The following is a 21,340-nucleotide window of genomic DNA, read 5'->3' on the forward strand; positions in this document are numbered from 1 at the left end:
TCGCGATGCCCCCCTCCGACCCGAGCGCCGACAGTGAGGAACCCGCGCGCTCGCGGGCCGCCGTTCGCCGGACGTACGAGGACATCGGCGATCACTTCTCGAAGACCCGCGAGTACGCCTGGCCAGAGGTCGAATCGTTCGTCGACGAGTCCAGCAGTGCTCGAACGGCGCTCGATGTCGGCTGTGGCAACGGCCGCCACGCGGAACTGCTCACAGAGGTCGCTGACCGCGTCGTCGGCCTCGACGCCAGCCGCGCGCTCCTGCAAGCCGCGACCGACCGCGTCGGCGACAGCGTCGCGCTGCTGCAGGGCGACGCGACGCGGCTCCCGCTTGCTGCCGGGTCCGTCGACCTCGCGGTGTACGTGGCGACGCTGCATCACCTCCCGTCGCGGTCCGCCCGCCGCGCCAGTCTGGACGAACTGGCTCGCGTGCTCGCGCCGGGCGCTCGCGCACTCGTCAGCGCGTGGAGTACGGCCCACGACCGCTTCGACGCCGACCCCGACGCGGACGCGGGCTTTGACACGACAGTCGACTGGACGCTCCCCGGCGGCGAGACAGTGCCGCGGTTCTACCACATCTACGCGCCGGCCGAATTCGAGCGTGATGTCGCCGACAGCGACCTCCGGCTCGTCTCGATGGAACTCTCAAGCGGCAACTGTTACGGGGTTGTCGAACCAGAAGGGAAACGCACTTAATTGCCTTCCATCTATGAGTGTATACGTTCGCACTCGGGCGGTCCCGATTCGAGAGAATCAGGGCTGCATGAGTGAGCGGTGGTGGTGAGCAAATCCAACGGATTTGCGAACGACGCCGCGAGCGAACGGCGTGAGTGAGCGGTGGTGGTGAGCAAATCCAACGGATTTGCGAACGACGCCGCGAGCGAACGGCGTGAGCGAGCGGCGGTGGTCTAGTGGTAGGACCTGAGCCTTCCAAGCTCATGGCCCGGGTTCAAATCCCGGCCGCCGCATTCTGCGAGGAACGGACGTGACGAGCGAAGGCCGTACGGCGGGATTTGAATCACGCGAGACGAGCGCAGCGAGTCTCGCCATCGGGTTCAAATCCCGGTCGCCGCACTTTTTCGACGAACAATTCGTGAGTCGGAAATGCGGAATGGCGGATTTGAACTACGGAAATCCGAGCGATAGCGAGGATTTGCAGTCAAGTTCACTCCCGGTTGCCTAATTCTGGCGTGACACCAGCGACCGACTGAAGCGGTAGCAGGCGGTCTTGCCTTCGAGAGCCATTCAGCCGCCGCGACCAATCGACACCTCACTCCGGTTCGACGGCCGCTTCCTCGAACTCCTCCCAGTCGTCGCCCATCCACTCCTGCAGGCGATCAGTAACGCCCGCGAAGTCCTCGCCGTCTTCGAAGGACTCGACGACGACCCAACCGTCACCGTCGCGGTCGTAGCCGAGGCTGTAGCCCCGGTCGCCGTCGATGATGACGACGAACGCGGCCACTACGTCGAGGTCGGGGAAGAACCCGACCGGCGCAAATCCGTAGTCGTCGTGCTGGGCTTCGAGGGCGGAGATTTCGCTCGTCGAGAGCGGTCTGTCCGGCAGCGAGTCCGTCAGTTCCGTCATTACGTCGCACTCATGTGGAGAGAACTGAAAACGTTTCGAGCGGAACGAACGCAAGGGACGTGCCGGAGAGGACTGCAGCCAACATTGAAGTGTTTCCATGCGTTTTGTTAACATGGAGCTTCCGACGCTCCCGGCGGGAACGACCGTCGTACCATCCGGGATTGGCATCGGCGGACGACCACTCGCCGGTGGAGCGATGGCCACTCCACCGGCCACGTATCGCTTTGCAACCAACGGCGTACGGAGCACCTGACACCCAACCCCCACCCACCCCCACCACTTTCCCTGCTCCCGCCTTTCGAGGTGTTTTCGATACATCGGACAGTACCCTGACCTGATGCGTTCGGCGAGGGCCGGTGGGGTTTTCTGCCAGTACACGTAGCGTCGAGTATGGACGCTGCGCGACTCCCCGGGACCAGCGGCCCCGAGCAGATCGTCGCGCACGTCGACATGGACTGTTTCTACGCCGCCTGCGAACAGCGGCGGGAGCCGGCGCTCCGCGGGGAACCACTCGTCGTGGGAATGGGCTACGAGAACGGCACGACACACGGGGCCGTCGCGACGGCGAGCTACGAGGCGCGGGCGTACGGCGTCGAATCCGCGATGGCCATCTCGGAGGCCCTAGAGCGGCTCCCCCGGAAGGTCGATGCCGTCGAGGACCCGGACCTGGACGTCGAGGACGCGGGGTTCTACCGCCCCGTCGACATGGACTTCTACGAGTCCGTCGCCGCGGACGTCCGGGAGATACTTCACGCTGAGGCAGCGGTCGTCCGCGAGGTGAGTATCGACGAGGCGTACCTCGACGTCACCGACCGGGTCTCCTGGGAGACCGTCGACTCGTGGGCGCAGGACCTGAAAGACACAATCGAGTCGGCAGTCGGCGTGGTGGCCAGCGTCGGCGTCGCCCCGACGATGAGCGCCGCGAAGGTGGCGAGCGACCGCGACAAGCCCGACGGGCTGGTCGTCGTCGAACCCGGAGATGTCCGCGAGTTCTTCGCCGACCTGCCCGTCGAGGACGTCCACGGCGTCGGCCCGGTCACCGCCAGCGAACTCGATTCGCTCGACATCGAGACCGCAGGAGACCTGGCGGCCGCCGACCCGGAACTACTGGCCGACCGCTTCGGCGAGCGCGGCCGCGAGATACGCCGCTACGCCCGCGGCGAGGACGAGCGGTCGGTGACCCCGAAAGGCGACCCCAAGAGCCTCTCGCGGGAGTCCGCGTTCACCGAGGCGACGACCGACTCGGAGGCCAAGTGCCGGCAGGTCCGCACGCTCGCCGAGGCCGTCGCCGACCGCGCCCGGCGGAAGGGCGCGCGCTACCAGACCATCGGCATCAAGGTCGTGACGCCGCCGTTCGACGTGAACACGCGCGCCCGGTCGCTCCCCGGCCCGGTCGAGGAGCCCGATCTGGTCAAGCGCGTCGCGCTGGACCTGCTTAGTGAGTTCGACGACGACCCGGTGCGGAAAGTCGGTGTCCGCGTCTCGAACCTTGATTTCTCGGCCGGCGAGCAGGCCAATCTGGACGGGTTCAGCGGCGACACTAGAACCGAGGAGACGAGCGATAGCTCCGTCGCCGACAACAGCTCAGAGAGGGCCAAAGAACAGAACGAGGAAGGACAGGTCGGACTCGGAACGTTCGGTGAGAACGACGAGGGAAACGAAGCTGCGGGAGATGCGGTAAACGAGGGAGAAGACACCGTCAGTACCAACATTTCGCTCCCGCCCGGCCAGACCACCCTCACAGATTTCTAACGGTGTTCAGGCGACACCGTGTTCCAGATTCTCCAGCAGTTTCCCGACGAACAGGCCGGCCCGCGGCGAGATGGTGTCATCGGCCGCAACTGCTGTTGGATGCGCGGCCAGCGTGTCGACGAACCGTTGGCTGTGGGTCATTGCGTGTAACATATCGACCACGTCGACCACTAGTCCCTCGTCGCTGGTGTCCATCCCGGCGTACCGCTCCTTCTCGGCCTCGGAGTAGGTGATTGTCCACGCCGGGCCGCCGGCAGCGGCGACGATATCCTCCAGCGGTGCCACTTCGAGCGGGCCGTCGTCACTCCCGACGTACACCGTTCCGTCCTCGACGAACGTCTCGTATCTGTCCATGGACAGCCCTCAGCGAACGAGTGTGTCAAGGTGTCCCACCACAATAGCCGTTGCCCCGTCTCGGACTGACTGGCAACGATCACGGTCGGCTTCGCCTTCACATCCTACCGTACTCGGGACACTGTCGGTCAGCACAACCGGTTTACAACTGTCGTCTGTCAGTGAGGATATGGTTGAGTTCGGACCACGCGACCGCGAGGCGGTCTACAAGTCCATCTATTCGCGACGGGACATCAGACGATTTGCCGCGGACTCCGTTCCCGAGGACGTACTGGCACGGATCCTCGATGCCGCACACAACGCGCCCAGCGTCGGGTTCTCGCAACCGTGGGATTTTGTCGTGATCGAGGACGAACAGACGAAGTCAGCGGTCGCCGCGATTGCCGAACGGGCGATAGCCGCCGCACGCGAAGGCTACGAGGAGCCGCGCAAATCGGATTTCGGCCAGTTGAAACTGGAGGGGATAACCGATGCCCCGGTGAACATCTGTGTTACCTGTGACCCCACGCGCGATGCGCCACACGTCCTCGGCCGGAATACGATGCAGCGAATGGATGTCTATTCGACGTGTCTCGCCGTACAGAACCTCTGGCTCGCTGCCCGTGCCGAGGGCATCGGTGTCGGCTGGGTCTCGTTTCTGTATCCCCACGAACTCCGTGAGGTGCTGAACATTCCACACCATGTTCAGCCTGTGGCCTACCTCTGTGTCGGCTACCCCGAAGACGGCTTCCCTGCGGAACCGGTACTGCAACAGGAAGGCTGGCGTAGTCGCATCGACAGAACGGAACTGGTCCATTACGGCGAGTGGGACTCCGGTCGGACGCCCGAAACGAAGTCCCAGCGGCGTCGGTAACCGAAGCCGCGTCGGTAGCACACGAGAATTTGAAGCCCGAGCGAGCGAAACCTCGGACTGGCTTCGAACTGTTTGCGTTGCGTCCAGACCTGTTCCACAGTTGATGGGCGTCTGACGGAGAGTTATGGGGTGTGAGCGTCTCCGTTCCGACAGTAACGCATGGCAGAGACCGAACAGATAACTGTCGCGACGACGAGCGCGGGGCCGGGTGGGACCGGGGAGCCGGGCGAGACGGTCAATCTCCCGGTGGTGGAACTGCTCACCGGCCGGGGGTTCATCACCGGCAAGAGCGGGTCCGGGAAGTCGAACACGGCGAGTGTCATCGCCGAGAAACTGCTGGACAACGGGTTCGGCCTGCTTATTGTCGACATCGATGGCGAGTACTACGGCCTGAAAGAGGAGTACGAGATCCTCCACGTTGGCGGTGACGAGGAGTGTGACATTCAGGTCACGGAGGACCACGCCGGCAAGATCGCCTCGCTGGCGCTGGAACAGAACGTCCCCATCATCCTCGACATCTCGTCGTTTCTCGACGAGGAAGAGGCCGAGACGCTGCTGACAGAGGTCGCAAAGCAACTGTTCGCGAAGGCGAAAAAACAGAAACAGCCGTTCCTGATGCTCGTCGAGGAGTGCCACGAGTGGATGCCCGAGAAGGGGTCGATGGGCGAGGTCGGGAAGATGCTCATCAAAATCGGGAAGCGCGGCCGGAAACACGGGCTTGGCATCGTCGGCATCAGCCAGCGCCCCGCCGACGTGAAGAAAGACTACATCACCCAGTGCGACTGGCTCGTCTGGCATCGCCTGACCTGGAACAACGATACGAAGGTAGTCGGGCGCATCCTCGACAACAAGTACGCCGACGCCGTCGAAGACCTGGACGACGGCGAGGCGTTCATGATGAACGACTGGGCTGAGCAGGTCCGCAGGGTGCAGTTCCACCGCAAGCAGACCTTCGACGCCGGCGCGACGCCCGGCCTCGACGACTTCGAGCGCCCGGAACTCAAGTCCGTCAGCGACGACCTCGTCTCCGAACTGGAGACCATCAGCGAGGAACAACAGGAGACGGAGAACCGCATCAAGGAGCTCCGGGAGGAACTGGACAAGAAGAACTCCCGCATCGCCGAACTGGAGGCGGAACTGCAGGACGCCCGGGACCTCTCGCGGATGGCCGAGCAGTTCACCGAGGCGATGGTGGAGCAGGCTGAGGACTACAACCCCGGCCGGACGGAACAGGAGAACATGCGCCGCAAGCGCGAGCGGTTCGCCGACCAATCTCCGTCGGACGGCGACGCAGACGCCGAGGATGAGGCGGACGCCGACGGTCCCCGCGACGAGTCCCCCGAACCAGACGAGACGGCCGATGCCACGTCGGGCGGCGGGTTCGGCGACGCGTTCAGCGCCTTCGCCGCGGACGACGCTGCGATGAACGGCGGCAGCGCCAGTGGCGGCGCGGACGCGACTGGGAGCAGCGCGGACGCTAAATCGGTGTCGGCTGCCAGCAATACGGACGCAGAGCCGGCGTCAAATGGCCACGCTGACAACGCTGCTGTGGCGACGAACGGGGACAGCCCAGACAGCAGTGCGGCGGGCGTACCAGTCAACGGCCGGGCTGAGACGGACATTGCTGAGGCTGACGACGACGCTCTGAGAGCGGCCATCGCCGAGGCCGTCGAAGCTGAGCAGTCGGCGGAGGTGACCGGAGCCACCGACGACGAGATGCCCTCAGATGTCGACGGTCCCGCCGTCTACGCTGACCTTCGAGCCGACATCGAGGAATTGGACCGAAAGACCTGCCGGATGCTCGCGTACTACCGGGAGCAGGGACCCGGGACGCCGCTAAACGCCCACTTCTCGGCGGGCGGCTCCGGCGACCGGACGGCGGCCTACGCGCGGAACAGGGAACTCCGGCTTCGCGGGCTGGTCGAACACGTCGGCCGTGGAAAGTACGACGCCCGGCTGGCGGCACTGGTCCGAGAGGAGAGCGACCGCGGACTCGACGACGACGAAGTCGAGTCGGTGATCTCTCGACTCGAATCGGCGTTTCTGGACGGAGACAGCGAGTGAAAAGTCCGTACTTCGACGACAGCGATTCTACAGCAGCGGTTCGACGAGGTCTTCGAGCGCCGCGCGCGGGTCGTCAGCTTTCGCAACGCCGCTTGCCAGCAGGACGCCGCTCGCGCCGAGGTCGCTCGCCGAGACGAGGTCCTCGCCGGTCGAGATGCCGGCCCCACAGAGCACGTCCACGTCGCCGTTGACGCGGGCGGCGGCGTCGACTGCGCCGGTCACGATGTCCGGGTCGGCCTTGCTGACGGGCGTGCCGGTCCCGATGAGTTCCGGGGGCTCGACGGCGACGCCGTCGGGGTCGAGCGCGGCGGCCGCGCCGATCTGTGCGGGGTTGTTCGCACAGACGATGGTTTCGAGGTCCGCGCGGTCGGCGGCGTCGAGCGCGCCGTCGATGTCCGCGAGCTTGAGGCGGTTCTCGGAGTGGTTCAGCAGCGTCCCGACAGCACCGGCGTCCGCAGCGGCCTCGGCGAGGGTGCTGCCGGTGTGGCTGCCGTGTTCGACGGCGCTGACGTGCTGGGCCCACGTCTCGACACCAGTCTCCGCCACAGCGCCGATCTGTGCGGCCTGTGGCGCGACGGCGACACGGACACCGGAATCGTCGCTGACGTCAGCAGCGGCGGTCGCTACTTCGACTGGATCACACGGGTACGCCTTCAGATTGACAAGGACGAACATACGAAACGCACCGGTTGCTGTGGGGAAATAGGTTGCGAAGCCGCCGTTTGGCGTCCCTACCACTCCGCCTTCGATTCTCCCGAACCACGGCTCGGGGATGACAGTTATTACGGTTCAGCCGAGACAAGAAACGAGACAAGCCGTGACAGCAGGGGATGATGACACACCGACCGTTCTGATAGTCGAGGACGAACAACATCTGGCTGACCTGTACACCGACTATCTGTCCGACCAGTATCACGTCCAGACGGCCTACAGCGGCGAAGAGGGCTTGGAACTGCTGTCGCCCGACATCGATGTCGTGCTGCTCGACCGCCGGATGCCGGTCGTCTCCGGCAACGAAGTGCTTGCACAGATCGAGGAGAAGGGGCTTCGATGCCGCGTCGCGATGGTGACCGCCATCGACCCCGACTTCGACATCATCGAGATGCGCGTCGACGACTACCTCGTCAAGCCTGTCACCCGGGACGACTTGCAGGAGGTCGTCGACCGACTGTACAAAATCCGGGAGTACAACAACCGACTCCGGACGCTCACGTCGAAAAAGCTCAAGCGCAATGTTCTCCGGGTCGAGAAGACCGACCGTGAACTCCAGGACAGCGAACGGTATCAGGCACTGCAGGACGAGATCGAGCGGATCTCGTCGAACGTCGAGTCACTCGCGAACGAACTCGATGTCGAGAAAGACGACCTCCAGCTGTGACCTAGTCCTTTCGTTTCACGACGTCGCCGAGCGTGTACTCGCCGTCACTGCTGCCGCCGGACCACTCCGTTTCGTCAGCGCTACCGCCGGCGCTCAGAGAGATTTCGAGCGCGCTTTCGAGCTTCTTTTGTACGTCGTCGCTGGGCAGCGAGTTGCCCTGTTCGAGCTTCCGGATGAGGCTCGCCTTCTCGTTGAGTTGCTTGGCGAGTTCCTCCTGGCTGAGGCCCTGTGACTCTCGGCCTTTGCGGATCCGGTCGTCGTAATCCTGTGCGATCTCGTCCATCTCGTCGAACATATCCCGGCGGCGGCCACCGGATCCGCCACCACCCGAGGAACTCGATGAGGAGGACGAACTCGACGACGATGACGAGGAGGACGACGTCGAGTACTTCGTCGACGTGGACGACGTCTCCTCCGTCTTGACCTCGGTGCCGAAGTCGGTACACTCGTCACAGACGTCGAGTTCGGCGCCCTCGATTTTGACGCGGTTCGGAGACGAAACCTCCGTTCCGCACATCTCGCACTGAACCATACCGACGGCTTGGACGGGGCGCGGTATAAATGGTGCGCTGGCTACTCCAGCGCGCCCATCGCGTGATAGAACCGCTGGACGGCGGTAACGTGCCCAACGACGGCGAACACGACCAGCAACCAGCCGACCAGCGTCAGGCCGGCCAGTGCGGTCGGGACGAACGCCGCGACGCCTGTGACGACACCGACGAGCGCAAGCCGGTCGGCCCGCCCGAGCAGGCCGCCGTAGACGCGGTCGAGGCCGACCGCCTGAGCCTGCGTTCCGAGATAGGAGGTCATCAGGACGCCGGTAACAGCGGCGATGCCGAGCGCCCACTGGCCGACACCGGCGGCGAGGCCGATGATGATGCCGATATCGGCGTAGCGGTCGAGCACGTGGTCCAGCAGGTCGCCGCCCGAGGACGCGACGTTCAGTTCTCGCGCGAGCGCCCCGTCCACGAGGTCGAGCCAGCCGTTCAGGAAGACGAGAACGGCACCGCCGAGATACAGCAGCGGCTCCCGCGTTGCGGCGGCGTACACCCCACCCGCGCCGAGCGCCAGCAGGAAGGCGATGACGCTGACGCCGTTGGGCGAGAGGCCGGCCACCTTCGCGGCGCTGACGAACGGGCCCAGCGCGCGGTCGGCCAGCGGGCGGAACTTGTCGAGTGTCATAGCCAGTCGATGTAGGAGACAGTGCCCGCGCTCGGCTCGCGCTCGCCAGCCACGACGGCCTGAATCTCTTGTGCCACCGCGTCGGGGTCCCGGTCCGTTGTCTCTATTTCGTAGACGGAATCCACGCCATGCTCTTCTACGGCTTCCCCGAGAATGACGTCGAGCGCTTCTGACTCCGCGTTCTCGTAGGCCTTCGAATCGTCGTCGCCGCGCTCTCGAAGTCGCTCGACGATGGTTTCGGGGTGCGCTCGCAGCACAATCACGCGGTCGGCGTCGAAGTGATGCGCGAGGTGGGATTCGAACAGCACGTCGTCGCGGCCGTCGAGCCACTCGGACAGCCTGTCGAGGTCGGCGACAAGGCTCCCACGGTCTTCGTCGATGCCCGTCGAGAACCCCTCGGCCTTGATGATGTCGTTGAGGTGGAAGACATCGAAGTCTGTGTCGAGGTGTTCCGCTGCCGTGGTCTTGCCCGTCCCCGGCGTGCCAGTAACGGCGACCCTCACGGCTCGACCACCTCGATGACCTCGTTCAGTACCGAGACGGCGCGCTCCGTGTCCTCGCGCGTCCCGCAGGTGATACGGATGCATTCGGGGAGCCCGAACGAGGAGCAGTCGCGGATGATGACGCCCCGTTCCTGGGCGGCGTCCGCGACGGCCGACGCGTCGCCGACCTCCGCGAGAATGAAGTTCCCCGCGCTGTCCCAGGTCGGCGCGTCGAGTTCCTCGGCGAGGTACTCCCGGGCCCACGCGGCAGTATCGACGGAGCGCTCGACGTGCTCGTCGTCGTCGAGCGCCGCCAGCCCGGCCCGGCAGGCGAGTTCGCTGGCTGAAAAGGGCGTGTTGATGCGGGCGTAGGCGTCGGCCCAGTCGTCCGGGACGACCGCGTAGCCAAGGCGAATCCCCGCGAGGCCGTAGGCCTTCGAGAACGTTCGCAGGAGCGCAACGTCGTCGCGGTTGTCCAGTAATGGCCGCTTGCTCGGTTTCTCGGTGAACTCCCCATAGGCTTCGTCGACGACGACCAGCGTCTGCTCGTCGGTTTCCTCTGCGATAGTCCGGACCGCGTCGGTCGTGAACTCCGCGCCGGTGGGGTTGTGCGGGCTGGTGAGATAGACGATCCGCTCGCCGTCGTAATCTTTCAGGACGGTGTCGGCGGTCTGAGCGAAGTCGTCGGCCTTCGAGAGCGTGTACTCGTTGACCTCGCCGTGGTGATAGCGTGCGCTCATCGCGTAGTACGCGAAGCCCGGTGACGGGACGAGCACGTCCTGGCCGGGTTCGAGCATCGCCCGGGCGAGGCAGTCGAGCGCGCCGTCGCCGCCGTTGCTCAGCCACACCTGTTCGGGCGTTACGTCCCACATATCCGCCAGCTCGTCGACGAGGTCGGCGTGGGAGGCCTTCGGATAGGAGTGCATTCGCTCGGCCGCCCCGCGAATCGCCTCGACGGCTCTCGGGCTCGGCCCGTACATGTTCTCGTTCGACGCCAGCTTCACCATGTCGTCCGGGTCGAGGCCGAGTTCCCGGGCGACTTCCTCGATACCGCGACCTGCCCGATAGACAGTGTGAGCGGAGAGGTCCCGTGGTTCCATGGCTGTGCAAAACGGACGGGGCGGCTTAAGCGTGCTCACATCGGGCGTGGCCGTGGCTTCCCCAGTCAGTGTCGCACAGAAATCCGCTGGCGGCTTCCCGTGAGAAACCCGTCGATGACGGGTACGACACGGAATAGCACGCTCCCCACCGAAACCCTGTCAGTCAGTGGTAATGAGCGTTACGGTGACCCACCGTGCAGCCCCGGGACGCCGTCCCCACCGAAAACGGTAACATACCATAGGTCCTGTTAGCCTGCAATGCCGCTTCTCATCGATATTCGGAAACTCACGCTCATCACCAGACTCATTCAGGATGGGGCCGAGCAGGTCGCTGATTCGCTGGCGACGCTGGCCGGCGTCGACGCGGCCGTTGAGATCAAGAGCCTCTCGTTCGTTCAGCCGGAGGACATCGCCACCGAGATGGGCGGCGGGAATATTTACAGTGCTCGCGTCCGGTTGACAGAGCCGCCGTACGGCGTCTTCCTGATGACGTTCGAGACGGAGACAGCCGCGGAGATTGCGGAGTTAATGACCGGCTCCAGTGTCGACGATGGGTTCACACAGCTCCACGAGTCCGCGCTCCAGGAGATGTGTAACATCCTCACCTCGGGCTTTATCGACGGCATCGCGAACACGCTGGACGCGACCATCAACATGGGGACGCCGACGGTCGTCCAGGACGACGCGACCGAAATCGCCGACAAGGCCCTCTCGCACGTCCGCCGGGACTCGCTGACCATCGTGCTCGACTCGCTGGTCGACATCAAGGAAAGCGACGTGGCGTTCTCGCTTCGTATCTTCCTCATCCCCGACCCCGGCTCGTTCGTCCACCTTATCGACCAACTGGACTACGACACCGACCGCGAAACCCACATCTCCGCCGACACTGACGCGGTCAAGGAACTCGATATGTCGGGTGATGCGGACGCCCTCGATGCCTTTGATTCCTCGAAGTAGCCGGACCAAACCCACGACGTTGAAGAGGGTCGCGTCCAACCGCCGGATATGAGTGTCGTAAACGCGGCTGTCTTCGGGGTACACCTGATATTCGCCGCGCTGTGGGCTGGAACCGTGTTGTTCATGACCTATGCCGTGCTCCCGACGGCGCTGAACGGCGACTCCTCGCCGGGGCCGCTGTCGGCGATTACCGCGAAGCTCCAGACGGTGTCGCGTGCGAGTGCGACGCTCCTGTTTCTGACGGGGGGACATCTGGCAGCGACCCGCTACACCGCTGAGTCGCTGACTGGAACCGGTCGCGGCCACCTCGTCATTACGATGATCGTCCTGTGGTTCATTCTGGCCGGCCTTGTAGAGGTCGGCGCATCGAAGCTCAGCGATGGCTTCGCCCAGCAGAAGGTACGCGAACCGGCCCGGAACGCGCGCCCGTTCCTGCTGGGGGCGTCTCTCGTGTCGATTTTACTTCTGCTTGACGCCGGCGCTATTCTCGGCCTGTACTGAACAGCCGGCATCTCGGTCCCCGGGCTCGACTCACGGACACCTGTATCAGCAGATACAAATCACAATCCAGCATAGCACGACACAATGTGGCCGTGGGGACATCTCGCCGTCGCCTACCTCGTCTACGCTGTGTACACTCGGTTCGACCCGACCCGTCGCCAGACAGCGGCCACGCTGACCGCGCTGGCGGTGGGGTCGCAGTTCCCGGACCTGATCGACAAGCCCTTGGCCTGGACGTTCGGCGTCTTGCCGTCCGGTCGGTCACTGGCACATTCACTGCTCTCACTTCTCTTCATTGCCGTAGTCTTGCACCGGCTCGCCGCGCTGTATCGCAGAACGGACCTTTCGACGGCGTTCACGCTCGGTGCGTTCGCACACACGCTGACGGATATGAGCCCGACGGCGGTGGGCGGGGTACTCGGCGGTGACCTGACACAGCTTCAGTGGCTGCGCTTTCTGGTCTGGCCCCTGCAGCCACCGCCGCCGTACGCCAACGACGCCTCCTTCGTCGAGCAGTTCGCGTCGCTCTCGCTCGAGCCGTACGTCCTGTTTCAGTTCGGGCTGTTCGGCCTTGCCGTCGCCGTGTGGCTCGTCCATGGCGCGCCCGGACTTCGGTCGGTCACTCGCCGGAGCAAGGCCGTGTTCACCGACTTCGCCGATTAAAGCCGCTCGGAAATATGGTCGGCACATTTCAACGCCAGCGCGGCGATGGTCAGCGTCGGGTTCATCGACCCGGCGGTGACGAACACCGACGAGGACGCAATCGAGAGGTTCGACACGTCGTGGGTCTGCAACTGTGGGTTCACGACGCTCTCTGCGGGGTCCGTCCCCATCCGCGTCGTCCCCATGTGGTGGTACGCCGGGCCGGTGTTTTCCGGCCCGACCGTCCAGGAGACGTCGACGCCGAGTTCGTCCAGAATCGCGTGCTGAATCTCGTTCGCCCGCGAGAGCGACCGCTCCAGCCGGTCGCCCCACGACCACTGGATGTCCGGCACCGGGTTCCCGTGGTCGTCCGTCGTCGAGGTGTCCAGCGTCACGCGGTTCTCCTTCCGCGGCGGCTGGCCGACCAGCCCGCCCATGGCGATGCTGTTGCCGTAGGCGTCCCGCAGACTCGACAGCAGGGTGTCGCCCCACTCCTCGCCGGAAAGGGCGAGTTCGACCGGCGACGGGCCGGCGTAGTTCAGGAACTCCAGTTTCAGCGGCGACAGCGCCCCGTCGGCGGCCTTGACCACCGTCTCGCCGTCCGCGACCCGCTCGACCGGCTGGCCGGGGTCGTCGTAGAACTGGTGGCACTCGCTCGTGAGGAAGCCGACGTGGTTCTGGCGCGTCTCGCGGTCGAGCGTGCCGCCAGCGCCGGCAAACAGGTGGTCCATGAAGTAGCGGCCCACCAGCCCGGACCCGTTCGCCAGCCCCTCGGGGTGGTCCTCGTTGGCCGACAGCAGGAGGAGCCGCGGCGTCTCGACGCCGCCCGCCGCGACGACGAACTCGCGGGCCGTCTGGCGGTGTTCGGTCCCGTCCGGCGTCGCGTACACGGCCGCCTCGACGCGCCCGTCGCCGTCGGTTTCCAGGCGCTGGACCGGCACGCGGTCGATAACTTTGGCCCCTTCGGCTTCGGCGTCTTCGATGTGGACGCTGGCGTCGTATTTCGCTCCGGAGGGACAGACCGGCTGGCAGGTCCCGTAGCCGACGCAGGGGCCTCGGCCGTCGTAGGGCTCTGAATTGCGGGCGTTGGGGACGGAGTGCATCGTGATGCCCAGCTGCTCGCAGGCCTCGGCGAACAGCGAGTCGCTGTACGACGGCGGGAACCCGGGCAAGGGGTACGCGCCGTCACGCGGCGGCGCGAAGGGGTTGTCCACGTCGCCGGCGACCCCAAGCGCCCGCTCGGCGTCGGCGTAGTACGGCCGCAGGTCGTCGTAGTCGATTGGCCACGCGGGGTCGTCGGTGTCGTGGCTCCCGTCGAAATCCGAGGGGTGCAGCCGCATCACCATCCCCTGCCAGTGCAGCGTCGACCCGCCGACGCCTTTGACCCGTGAGATGTTCAGCGGGTAGTACCGCTCGCCGCTCGCACTAAACGCGTCGCGGTCGCCGCCCATTTCCCAGACGGAGCCGTGGTCGCCGGGTCGAATCGTCTCTTCCATCTGCTGCTCTCGTTTCGACCTGTCGAACCGCGGCCCGGCCTCTAGCACCACGACCTTCTGGCCCTCGCTAGCGAGCTGGCTTGCGATGAGTGCCCCTGCCGGCCCGGCTCCGACGACACAGACATCCGCCCGCTCGGACGGCTCCCGGTCCATTTCAGCAGGAGTTAGGCAAGCCTAAACTTATACGTTGGCATCTCAGGCGTCGTGTGGGTGGCGATGTTTGCTCTCTTCCGCCACGAGGTGTGGGACTCGCGGGAGTGACCAAACGCAGAGCGGTTGCGAACTACGCGAGACCCGTCGGGGCGGGTCTCGGGATTCGAACCCGAGGCGAGACTCGCTGTGCTCGTCTCGCGTGTTTCGAATCTCCGGGCCGTTTCACGCCTCGCTATCGCTCGGCGAAAACGGGCGTGGCGGGACTGAGCGAAACCGCAGGTTTCGCGAGGGTCGCCACGGCCGCGAGTGTGTTTCGAGCGAATGTGAGAAACCACGAAGCGGGCGTGGCGGGATTCGAACCACGGTCGGACGTGCTCGCTTCGCTGCGCGCGACCTCCCTGATTAGAATCCCGCCATGCCGGTTCGCTCCCTTCGGTCGCTGCACGGGCGTGGCGGGATTCGAACCCGCTAACCCACCTTTACGCCCTTCCCAGCCGCTAACGCGGCTGTTCAGGTCGCAAAGCTGGACCAAATACTAACGCCTCATAGCGGGCGGATACTGGCCACAAATCGGCGCGTAGGAGTGCGGTCACCTCGAACATGACCGAACTAGAAGCCCTACAACCGGCAGAAGCCGTAGAGATGTATCTCACCGATAAGGACACCGAATACACCGAGGCTACACTCGACAGTCATAGACGGCGAATCAAGTGGTTCAGACGGTGGTTCGACACGGAGACCGAGTACGACTACCTCCGAGAGTTGTCCGGTCTCGACCTTCACCAATTTCGGGTGTGGAGACAGGGGGACCTCGCACCCGTCACGTTGAAAACGCAGATGGACACGGTGCGAGTGTTCCTCTACTGGTGTCGCAACATCGATGCTGTCTCGCAGGACCTACCCGAGAAGTGCGAGTCGCCCCGAGTGAGTGGAGACCAAAACCAACGGTCGGACATGCTCCCCGTGGACCGCGTTGAGCACATCATCGACTACCTGTCCCGCTTCCATCACGCGAGTGTTCAACACGTGCTGTGGGTACTCCTTTGGCGGACAGGCATCCGTGTGGGAGCGGCCCGTGCAATCGACATAGAGGACTACTACCCTGATGAGCAGTACGTCCAAATCAATCACAGACCGGACGAAGATACACCGTTGAAAAACCAGTACCGAGGTGAACGTCCCGTCTCTCTTCGACCGGACACGTGCGAGGTGCTGGACGACTACATCCGCCACAATCGCCACGAAGTGCGGGATGAGTACGACCGCCGCCCGTTGTTCACCAGCCGACAGGGACGCCGAGCGATCTCGAACCTACGCGAGATTATGTACCGGTGGAGTCGGCCGTGTCGCGTCGGTCGAGACTGCCCCCATGGCCGAGACCCCGACACCTGCGATGCCAACAAGAGCACGAACGTGGCGAGTCAATGCCCGTCCTCGAAGGCGTGTCACGCGATGCGTCGGTCGTCAATTACCCACCATCTCAGACAAGACGTGCCCGTACCGGTGCTCTCTGACCGAATGAACGTGTCTGCGGACGTGCTGGACGATCACTACGACCAGCGAACTGAGCGCGAGAAGATGGAGGTGAGGCGCGAGTACCTCGACTGGGACTAGCTCTGTCTCTCTAACCGTTCCTGCACCCACTCATCCCGGAACGACTCCGTGATCGCGGTCTCATTCATCTGAGCCGCGTCAGGCGCATGAGTCACGCACAACGTAATCAGGTTCGACACCTGAAACCCATCCTCTCGCTCGTGCGGATGCTCGTCGAACAGCACGAACAACTCCGTCTGCCGCCCGCACTCCCGGCATCGGAAATCATCACGCTTGAGCGTCTTCTCCTGAAGCTCATCCCAGTCCAACGGGAAGCCGCGATCCGCGTACTCTGCAGGCGATAGATTGGACATAGGCTGCTCCCAGTTGAACACACGAACGTATATGGGTCGGCGTTGATGGCTGCATCATCGCGAGGCTGCTCCTAGCGTCTGATACAGTCCCTTATCCGTCTTCAGCCGATGTTGTCTCGTCAGATGTCGGGTACAAACACCGTGCTCCTACGGCGGAACAGGACCGCGAAAAAAAGAGAGGTGAGTTTAGAACGTCCGCATAATATCTTGGTCAAGGTCATCACCCCGCCCAATTTCATCGGCTTCAAGCCGTTCAACGATACTATTCCACCGCTCGATAGCACCGCCCACCAACTTGTAGTCGTCGCGGAACGGTGCTAACGCCTCGACAGTCTGGACTGCCCACCGGTGCTGACTGGTATACACGACATCCCCGTTCACCAACTTAGGCTCCAGATCGTCAAGATGAGCGTGCAAGACAGCGGCAGCACGCTTCGGATCGGCAGTCATCACACCGTCGTCCTTGAGTTCGAACAACTCGTGTTCCATGGTCTCTCGGATATAGTCGGCCATCTGGTCAGACTGGCCAAACTGTTGCTCAACGAAGTCCTCAATGAGCCGCTTGCGGATTTTGCCCTCAGGGTAGCGATAGCGGATCATCGCTCCGAGCAGTTGGCGCTTCTCAACACGGTCACGCGGCTTTTTGCTGACGTGGTCAGGGTTGATTTGGGCGTCTGGCTTGACGATTATTCGACGGATGGTGTCGGTGTCCAGCGTCCCGATGATTTCTTCATCAGGATCGTATTCGGCAGGGTCGATACCGCCCGACTTTCCCCCATTCACGTGAGCGCCGTCCAACAGGACCTCGACAGGGTTGTCGTAGTCTGACTCGTGCTCGCGCATGTCGATGTCGCCGATGTGTTCGACGAAAATCTCGTGCATGAACTCCTTCTTCGATTCGTAGTCGTACTCGTCGTAGATGTGGTCAATGACTTCTTTCGTATCCTCGTCGATGCTTGTTCGTGACATTCTTACTCTTACTTGACACCTCACACGTATATATCACTCGGGAGACTGGACACCCCCTAATCCGCAATATTCAGCCAGAAGGCGGTTTGAAGGCGGAGATTGCGGGCATCAGTCCAAAAATAGATCGTTTTCTTTCCCTAATTTGGTGTGGTATCTGTCAGGACTAACCGCGTAGGGGTGGATAGGGATGGACACCACATGTGGACACCCACTATTTGAGGGTTTGAGGCCGTGAGACACACGTTATCAGCAGAATAGGGAGCACGGTCGAACAGAAAGGCTGTCGACTCTCTTCGCTCAGAAAACGGAAGGGTGGGGGGGTAGGGGGACAGCCGTGTCTGGTCAGGGATGGATAGGGATGGACGGGTAGGTGGACACCCGTTATTCAGCCGATAGACAGCTTGAGGCCGGTGTTAACTGGGTTTTCGCGCTTTGGACGCTAAAGGTAGTCGCCCGTCTCTTCTCGTTGACGAACTCGATGGGTGGGGGTGGTCGTTGGAGTCGGGGACGCTTGGGCAGGTTGACGTGTTGCCGTCCGGTGCCGTTCCCGGAACACGTCCGGTTGATTACACACATACGTTACTTGAAGTAACGCAATAAACATAAACACTTATATACATATAACTCTAAGATACCGTAAGCCACTCTTTTGGTGCAAGGATGGGTCGGTTCACCGACCCGACGCCGCACCCCTCCCCCCACCCCTTCGGATTCTTCAGCGAGAAGAGGTGGCGACCTTTCTTCCGACGGCCAACGTCAATTCTCCCGTTGACAACCGACACAGCGACTCTAACGGCTGTTTCGGGGGTGTCCAGAAGGGTGGATAGGGATGGACACCCCTACGACCGGTCACGACGCTGTTGCATGGTTTCGGGGGTGGACACTCGACGGTAACACGACTGGTTGGCTGACGTGAGTTGTGAGCGACAACTGGTTGAGCGTGACGCCTGACACCCGACTGGGAACAAAACGTCTGTGCGACCGCGAGAATCGGGTTGCTATCGACCGTGGCCTGTACGTGCCCACACACGGGCGGGCGTTCAGGTTCGACTACGTGTTGCGCCTGTTCCGTGTTCGGTACTCGACAATTTTGGACGTGGCTCACGAAGCGTGCTGTATGGGCGACGACGAACACGACCTGCCAACGCCGGGAGAGATCGTTGACGTGACTGGCGGTGACCCGGCTAAGATTCGTGACGGGATGCGGGCGTTCGGGTGGGTGAATGGTGAATGTCCGTCTGCGTCGGAAAATATCGACGTGACTCCGGGGGTTGGTCGGGATATTCGAGCGCCGCCACGCGATTACACCGGACAGGACTGGCACTTCGAACAGGAATTCGGGGATGAAGCTGGTGAAGGGGAGTAGGAGTGGAAACTCGGGGCGGAGGCCCGCGAGTAGGATCGAACAGGTTCCGTTCGGTTGGCCGGGGATTTTTCCCCGTATTCTATCTACCTGCCTGACAAGTATAAACGACTCGTGGGACTACGCGGTCAAAGCGTGTCGCGGGTAGTCAGGGTCAAGAAGCCGCAATGTGGGCAGTCCCAACCGGAGATGTATCCGGTGGTTTCGTGCCGCATCAACAGGCCGTGGCAGTCGGGGCAGCGTTCGTCGCTGATGGTCCCGCCGCCGATGATGCCGGGGTTCAGACCGGGCGGGATCGGTTCATCTAGTCGTCGGGCACATGACCGGCTCAGACATCGCCCCCACCTGACACGAGGTCATGAACTTCGGGGCCGTACTGAGATCGGTCCGTCCAATACTCGCGGCAGGACGGACATCTGAGGACTTGCGCTTGACCCCACTCATCGGGGTAGTCTCGTGATCGGATGTATAGCGTGACGTGCGGGTGGCCGCACTCGGGACACGCTTCACTCATCGTTCTCACCCGTGAGTGCGTCGCGTTGTGCTTCGATGTAGTCCTCGAATGGGTGGACGGCGATCTCGTACCCGCATTGGCAGTTAAACGGTGTCTCAGTCGTCATAGCCGCCATGAGCGGTACGTCCCCGCACTCGGGGCACGGGTGGATGTCGTCGGTTACGTCTTGTATGTCTATTTCTTCTGGTACTTCCATGTCAAAAACTAGAAGTTACGAGGGTATAAGGGCTGCCCGCAAGTGCTGGATTCAGAGGGTAGCGCCGCCCATCTCGTCGAAGTAGAACTCTTCACCACGCCTCGATTTTCTCGTGTTGCAAAGGGTCACCGACTAACTCCAGACTGTATAGGGTGATCTCGTTGGTGTCTTCGGGATTCTGGCTATACGGTACAAGATACAGCGTTGTGTCCTGATGTGAAGGGGCATACTTCCCGAAGGTACTGTATCGACTATCGATACCGAACGCCTCAATCAGTTTTCGTCCCTGTGTGAGACCGGCTTCTGTGTACGTGTGACAGTCTTCGCACCCGACATCGGCATAACCAAACCAGACCTTCGGTTCAATTGAACCGCAGAGTGTAGGGGTTTTCTCGGGTGTCCCTGATGGGTTCCACCACCGGTTGATTGTGTGCCCGGACTGTTCAAGGAAGTCTGCGGTTTGGAGCTTCAACCGGGTATGGCGGGGATTTTCGTGACCGGAGTATCCCGGTGCGCTTGGTGCGTACTTCCGATGGTCGGTGACCTCACCTTCGCTGATGGCACGGGTGTGGTGTTGATGAGTTCCTAATTGAATGATACCGCAGTCGAGAAGTTCTTGAACAAGACCGAGTTCGACACGGTGATCGCTCCAACCACCACTCCCGTCGAATGCGCTGCAAAGGCGGTCTCGCGGTTCTGTATCTATCTCTTTACGCATTATCACCACCGTGGCGCAGACCGTATAGTGCAGGCGAGTCGAGTGCGCGGTAAATGCTTTTGCGGCTGGTGTTCAGTTCATCGGCAGCGGCTCGTTTTGAGAGTGACCCGTCCTGAACGAGAGAGAGCACCGTCGCAACCCGGTCGAATTGATCAGTTGGGACAAGCTCTCCGCTATCCTTATTGAACCCAAGGGGAGCAGGTCCGTGATGGTAGTCAGGGTTCTGACGGCGGACTGCAATTCCTTCCTTGGTTCGCTGTTGAGCCAACTCGGCTTCTAACTGAGCGAACACACCCATGAGACGCAGCATGGCATCTTGGAAGGGGTCCCGTTCACCCGGAACAAGCTCAAACCGCTCCTTCACGATGTGGAGTTCGGTGTCATTCTCACGGACCACGCGCTCAACGGTGGCGTCGAGGTCTCTGATGGAGCGAGAGATGCGTGAGACGGCGTGTGTGACTACTGCGTCCACTTCACCGGATTCGACGAGTTCCATCGTCTCGCGGTAGCCTGAGCGGTCTGTGTTGGTCCCCGTGGACTTGTCGCGTTTGACTTCGATGTCAGCGAGTTGAGCGCCGAGTTGGTCTTGTGCGTAGTTGGTTGTCGATTCGATTTGTCGTTGGGGGTTTTGGTCCTCGGTGCTGACGCGGCAATAGCAGATTATCATGGTTTGAGGGGCGGGTGACTGCACAGGTCGGGGTTGATATAAATGACCCCGTGACTCGCACAGACTGTGCGAGAACGGATGTTCCAGCACACCCTTGTCAGAATATTGATGTCTGGTGAACAAAAGGGCTGCCCGAGACTGTGGCCAGCAGCTAAAACAGATAGAGTGGACTCAGTCGAGGTCGTACGCTTCGAATCGGTTCTCCAGCGTCGCAAGCCGTTGTTCAAGATCGTCCTGTAACACGTCTTGTGTTTCGCCGTGGAGGTCGGGGGCGACTGCCTCTAACGCTTCCATTTCTTCTTTGAGTCGGGCGATTCTGTCGCGGATTTTTGACCTGACGACGTAACGGTGATTGTCGCTGCCTCGACCCTGCAGGACCTCTATCTCCCGGTCGGTCGCAAGGACTCTGTTTACTCGTTTGTTCTCTTCTTTTTCATCCTGTTTTTCGGACATACTCTATCTTGGACGCGCACGTATAAATAACTTAACCAGATTGTTTAGAACCTTA

At 62.5% G+C, this 21,340-nt stretch carries 24 protein-coding genes and 1 tRNA gene; 11 read left to right on the top strand and 14 right to left on the bottom strand.

Annotated elements, in window-relative coordinates:
- The first annotated feature begins 5 nt into the window (after positions 1 to 5).
- Positions 6 to 695 carry a class I SAM-dependent methyltransferase gene (locus tag DVK01_RS11335; protein WP_121536719.1) on the top strand — a complete coding sequence of 230 codons (690 nt, stop codon included), beginning with the start codon at positions 6 to 8 and terminating at the stop codon, positions 693 to 695.
- A 201-nt stretch (positions 696 to 896) separates the two neighbouring features.
- A tRNA-Gly gene (locus DVK01_RS11340) sits at positions 897 to 967 on the top strand.
- 302 nt (positions 968 to 1,269) lie between these two features.
- Here the strand turns inward: DVK01_RS11340 and DVK01_RS11345 are convergent.
- The gene (locus DVK01_RS11345; protein WP_101349731.1) at positions 1,270 to 1,584 is read right to left on the bottom strand and encodes a hypothetical protein; all 315 of its coding nucleotides are present in this window, start codon (positions 1,582 to 1,584) and stop codon (positions 1,270 to 1,272) included.
- A gap of 390 nt (positions 1,585 to 1,974) precedes the next feature.
- Here DVK01_RS11345 and dinB point away from each other — a divergent pair, with 390 nt between their 5' ends.
- Positions 1,975 to 3,336: a DNA polymerase IV gene (gene dinB, locus DVK01_RS11350; RefSeq protein WP_121536721.1), complete on the top strand. Its 1,362-nt coding sequence runs from the start codon at positions 1,975 to 1,977 to the stop codon at positions 3,334 to 3,336.
- Between the two features lie 6 nt (positions 3,337 to 3,342).
- Here dinB and DVK01_RS11355 read toward each other — a convergent pair whose 3' ends face one another.
- Entirely contained in the window at positions 3,343 to 3,690 is a 348-nt protein-coding gene (locus DVK01_RS11355; RefSeq protein WP_101349733.1) for a hypothetical protein, read from the bottom strand.
- Between the two features lie 169 nt (positions 3,691 to 3,859).
- On the opposite strand from DVK01_RS11355, the gene bluB reads away from it, so the two are divergent.
- Entirely contained in the window at positions 3,860 to 4,543 is a 684-nt protein-coding gene (bluB, locus tag DVK01_RS11360) for a 5,6-dimethylbenzimidazole synthase (RefSeq protein WP_101349734.1), read from the top strand.
- Positions 4,544 to 4,702: 159 nt separating this feature from the next.
- Positions 4,703 to 6,607: a helicase HerA domain-containing protein gene (locus DVK01_RS11365; protein WP_121536723.1), complete on the top strand. Its 1,905-nt coding sequence runs from the start codon at positions 4,703 to 4,705 to the stop codon at positions 6,605 to 6,607.
- Positions 6,608 to 6,634: 27 nt separating this feature from the next.
- Here the strand turns inward: DVK01_RS11365 and tpiA are convergent, their stop codons facing one another.
- A complete protein-coding gene (tpiA, locus tag DVK01_RS11370) occupies positions 6,635 to 7,282 on the bottom strand; it encodes a triose-phosphate isomerase (protein ID WP_008309909.1) in 648 nt (215 codons plus the stop codon).
- 97 nt (positions 7,283 to 7,379) lie between these two features.
- On the opposite strand from tpiA, the gene DVK01_RS11375 reads away from it, so the two are divergent.
- Positions 7,380 to 7,985 (top strand): response regulator, encoded by a 606-nt coding sequence (locus DVK01_RS11375; RefSeq protein WP_101349736.1) that lies wholly within the window; start codon positions 7,380 to 7,382, stop codon positions 7,983 to 7,985.
- Position 7,986: 1 nt separating this feature from the next.
- On the opposite strand, the gene DVK01_RS11380 is transcribed toward DVK01_RS11375, so the two are convergent.
- Genes DVK01_RS11380 through hisC form a run of 4 tightly spaced genes read right to left on the bottom strand, consistent with a single transcriptional unit; the run spans position 7,987 to position 10,749 of the window.
- A complete protein-coding gene (locus tag DVK01_RS11380) occupies positions 7,987 to 8,517 on the bottom strand; it encodes a multiprotein bridging factor aMBF1 (protein ID WP_004515642.1) in 531 nt (176 codons plus the stop codon).
- A 41-nt stretch (positions 8,518 to 8,558) separates the two neighbouring features.
- On the bottom strand, positions 8,559 to 9,167 hold the full coding sequence (locus DVK01_RS11385; RefSeq protein ID WP_121536725.1) for a CDP-alcohol phosphatidyltransferase family protein: 609 nt from the start codon (positions 9,165 to 9,167) through the stop codon (positions 8,559 to 8,561).
- Complete coding sequence (locus DVK01_RS11390) at positions 9,164 to 9,670, bottom strand: adenylate kinase family protein (protein WP_121510874.1); 507 nt, start codon at positions 9,668 to 9,670, stop codon at positions 9,164 to 9,166. The genes DVK01_RS11385 and DVK01_RS11390 overlap by 4 nt, the downstream gene beginning before the upstream one ends.
- Positions 9,667 to 10,749: a histidinol-phosphate transaminase gene (gene hisC / locus DVK01_RS11395; RefSeq protein WP_101349739.1), complete on the bottom strand. Its 1,083-nt coding sequence runs from the start codon at positions 10,747 to 10,749 to the stop codon at positions 9,667 to 9,669. Before hisC ends, DVK01_RS11390 begins: the two co-directional genes overlap by 4 nt.
- 258 nt (positions 10,750 to 11,007) lie before the next feature.
- On the opposite strand from hisC, the gene DVK01_RS11400 reads away from it, so the two are divergent.
- The 3 genes from DVK01_RS11400 (at position 11,008) to DVK01_RS11410 (ending at position 12,870) form a co-directional block, all read left to right on the top strand.
- Positions 11,008 to 11,706 (top strand): chemotaxis protein CheC, encoded by a 699-nt coding sequence (locus DVK01_RS11400; protein ID WP_101349740.1) that lies wholly within the window; start codon positions 11,008 to 11,010, stop codon positions 11,704 to 11,706.
- Positions 11,707 to 11,754: 48 nt separating this feature from the next.
- Complete coding sequence (locus DVK01_RS11405; RefSeq protein ID WP_101349741.1) at positions 11,755 to 12,207, top strand: transporter; 453 nt, start codon at positions 11,755 to 11,757, stop codon at positions 12,205 to 12,207.
- 84 nt (positions 12,208 to 12,291) lie between these two features.
- The gene (locus DVK01_RS11410; protein ID WP_121536727.1) at positions 12,292 to 12,870 is read left to right on the top strand and encodes a metal-dependent hydrolase; all 579 of its coding nucleotides are present in this window, start codon (positions 12,292 to 12,294) and stop codon (positions 12,868 to 12,870) included.
- Here the strand turns inward: DVK01_RS11410 and DVK01_RS11415 are convergent.
- Positions 12,867 to 14,498 carry a GMC family oxidoreductase gene (locus DVK01_RS11415; RefSeq protein ID WP_121536729.1) on the bottom strand — a complete coding sequence of 544 codons (1,632 nt, stop codon included), beginning with the start codon at positions 14,496 to 14,498 and terminating at the stop codon, positions 12,867 to 12,869. The genes DVK01_RS11410 and DVK01_RS11415 overlap by 4 nt on opposite strands.
- Positions 14,499 to 15,098: 600 nt before the next feature.
- Here DVK01_RS11415 and DVK01_RS11420 point away from each other — a divergent pair.
- Positions 15,099 to 16,112, top strand: a complete 1,014-nt coding sequence (locus DVK01_RS11420; protein ID WP_121536731.1) for a site-specific integrase — start codon at positions 15,099 to 15,101, stop codon at positions 16,110 to 16,112.
- On the opposite strand, the gene DVK01_RS11425 is transcribed toward DVK01_RS11420, so the two are convergent.
- Together DVK01_RS11425 and DVK01_RS11430 are read right to left on the bottom strand one after the other, a co-directional pair.
- Positions 16,109 to 16,405, bottom strand: a complete 297-nt coding sequence (locus DVK01_RS11425; RefSeq protein WP_121536733.1) for an HNH endonuclease — start codon at positions 16,403 to 16,405, stop codon at positions 16,109 to 16,111. The two genes, DVK01_RS11420 and DVK01_RS11425, sit on opposite strands and share 4 nt — an antisense overlap.
- A gap of 186 nt (positions 16,406 to 16,591) precedes the next feature.
- Positions 16,592 to 17,374 carry a hypothetical protein gene (locus DVK01_RS11430; protein WP_121536735.1) on the bottom strand — a complete coding sequence of 261 codons (783 nt, stop codon included), beginning with the start codon at positions 17,372 to 17,374 and terminating at the stop codon, positions 16,592 to 16,594.
- Positions 17,375 to 18,491: 1,117 nt separating this feature from the next.
- On the opposite strand from DVK01_RS11430, the gene DVK01_RS21595 reads away from it, so the two are divergent.
- Positions 18,492 to 18,740, top strand: coding sequence for a hypothetical protein (locus DVK01_RS21595; RefSeq protein ID WP_121577559.1), 249 nt, complete (start codon positions 18,492 to 18,494; stop codon positions 18,738 to 18,740).
- A gap of 503 nt (positions 18,741 to 19,243) precedes the next feature.
- Here DVK01_RS21595 and DVK01_RS11440 read toward each other — a convergent pair.
- The 4 genes from DVK01_RS11440 to DVK01_RS11450 form a co-directional block, all read right to left on the bottom strand.
- Positions 19,244 to 19,447: a hypothetical protein gene (locus DVK01_RS11440; RefSeq protein WP_121536739.1), complete on the bottom strand. Its 204-nt coding sequence runs from the start codon at positions 19,445 to 19,447 to the stop codon at positions 19,244 to 19,246.
- 91 nt (positions 19,448 to 19,538) lie between these two features.
- Positions 19,539 to 20,165: a hypothetical protein gene (locus DVK01_RS21600; RefSeq protein ID WP_121577557.1), complete on the bottom strand. Its 627-nt coding sequence runs from the start codon at positions 20,163 to 20,165 to the stop codon at positions 19,539 to 19,541.
- Complete coding sequence (locus DVK01_RS11445) at positions 20,158 to 20,832, bottom strand: recombinase family protein (protein ID WP_121536741.1); 675 nt, start codon at positions 20,830 to 20,832, stop codon at positions 20,158 to 20,160. Before DVK01_RS11445 ends, DVK01_RS21600 begins: the two co-directional genes overlap by 8 nt.
- A gap of 171 nt (positions 20,833 to 21,003) precedes the next feature.
- Positions 21,004 to 21,285: a hypothetical protein gene (locus DVK01_RS11450; protein ID WP_121536743.1), complete on the bottom strand. Its 282-nt coding sequence runs from the start codon at positions 21,283 to 21,285 to the stop codon at positions 21,004 to 21,006.
- Positions 21,286 to 21,340 lie beyond the last annotated feature (55 nt).

This window comes from Haloarcula sp. Atlit-120R, from assembly GCF_003665885.1.
Lineage (GTDB): Archaea > Halobacteriota > Halobacteria > Halobacteriales > Haloarculaceae > Haloarcula > Haloarcula taiwanensis.

Bases quoted from the DNA above. Each gene is read 5' to 3' on its own strand.
- DVK01_RS11335 (WP_121536719.1), top strand. From the start codon at position 6: ATGCCCCCCTCCGACCCGAGCGCCGACAGTGAGGAACCCGCGCGCTCG.
- DVK01_RS11345 (WP_101349731.1), bottom strand. From the start codon at position 1,584: ATGACGGAACTGACGGACTCGCTGCCGGACAGACCGCTCTCGACGAGC.
- dinB (WP_121536721.1), top strand. From the start codon at position 1,975: ATGGACGCTGCGCGACTCCCCGGGACCAGCGGCCCCGAGCAGATCGTC.
- DVK01_RS11355 (WP_101349733.1), bottom strand. From the start codon at position 3,690: ATGGACAGATACGAGACGTTCGTCGAGGACGGAACGGTGTACGTCGGG.
- bluB (WP_101349734.1), top strand. From the start codon at position 3,860: ATGGTTGAGTTCGGACCACGCGACCGCGAGGCGGTCTACAAGTCCATC.
- DVK01_RS11365 (WP_121536723.1), top strand. From the start codon at position 4,703: ATGGCAGAGACCGAACAGATAACTGTCGCGACGACGAGCGCGGGGCCG.
- tpiA (WP_008309909.1), bottom strand. From the start codon at position 7,282: ATGTTCGTCCTTGTCAATCTGAAGGCGTACCCGTGTGATCCAGTCGAA.
- DVK01_RS11375 (WP_101349736.1), top strand. From the start codon at position 7,380: ATGACAGTTATTACGGTTCAGCCGAGACAAGAAACGAGACAAGCCGTG.
- DVK01_RS11380 (WP_004515642.1), bottom strand. From the start codon at position 8,517: ATGGTTCAGTGCGAGATGTGCGGAACGGAGGTTTCGTCTCCGAACCGC.
- DVK01_RS11385 (WP_121536725.1), bottom strand. From the start codon at position 9,167: ATGACACTCGACAAGTTCCGCCCGCTGGCCGACCGCGCGCTGGGCCCG.
- hisC (WP_101349739.1), bottom strand. From the start codon at position 10,749: ATGGAACCACGGGACCTCTCCGCTCACACTGTCTATCGGGCAGGTCGC.
- DVK01_RS11400 (WP_101349740.1), top strand. From the start codon at position 11,008: ATGCCGCTTCTCATCGATATTCGGAAACTCACGCTCATCACCAGACTC.
- DVK01_RS11405 (WP_101349741.1), top strand. From the start codon at position 11,755: ATGAGTGTCGTAAACGCGGCTGTCTTCGGGGTACACCTGATATTCGCC.
- DVK01_RS11410 (WP_121536727.1), top strand. From the start codon at position 12,292: ATGTGGCCGTGGGGACATCTCGCCGTCGCCTACCTCGTCTACGCTGTG.
- DVK01_RS11415 (WP_121536729.1), bottom strand. From the start codon at position 14,498: ATGGACCGGGAGCCGTCCGAGCGGGCGGATGTCTGTGTCGTCGGAGCC.
- DVK01_RS11420 (WP_121536731.1), top strand. From the start codon at position 15,099: ATGACCGAACTAGAAGCCCTACAACCGGCAGAAGCCGTAGAGATGTAT.
- DVK01_RS11425 (WP_121536733.1), bottom strand. From the start codon at position 16,405: ATGTCCAATCTATCGCCTGCAGAGTACGCGGATCGCGGCTTCCCGTTG.
- DVK01_RS11430 (WP_121536735.1), bottom strand. From the start codon at position 17,374: ATGTCACGAACAAGCATCGACGAGGATACGAAAGAAGTCATTGACCAC.
- DVK01_RS21595 (WP_121577559.1), top strand. From the start codon at position 18,492: ATGGGCGACGACGAACACGACCTGCCAACGCCGGGAGAGATCGTTGAC.
- DVK01_RS11440 (WP_121536739.1), bottom strand. From the start codon at position 19,447: ATGGAAGTACCAGAAGAAATAGACATACAAGACGTAACCGACGACATC.
- DVK01_RS21600 (WP_121577557.1), bottom strand. From the start codon at position 20,165: ATGCGTAAAGAGATAGATACAGAACCGCGAGACCGCCTTTGCAGCGCA.
- DVK01_RS11445 (WP_121536741.1), bottom strand. From the start codon at position 20,832: ATGATAATCTGCTATTGCCGCGTCAGCACCGAGGACCAAAACCCCCAA.
- DVK01_RS11450 (WP_121536743.1), bottom strand. From the start codon at position 21,285: ATGTCCGAAAAACAGGATGAAAAAGAAGAGAACAAACGAGTAAACAGA.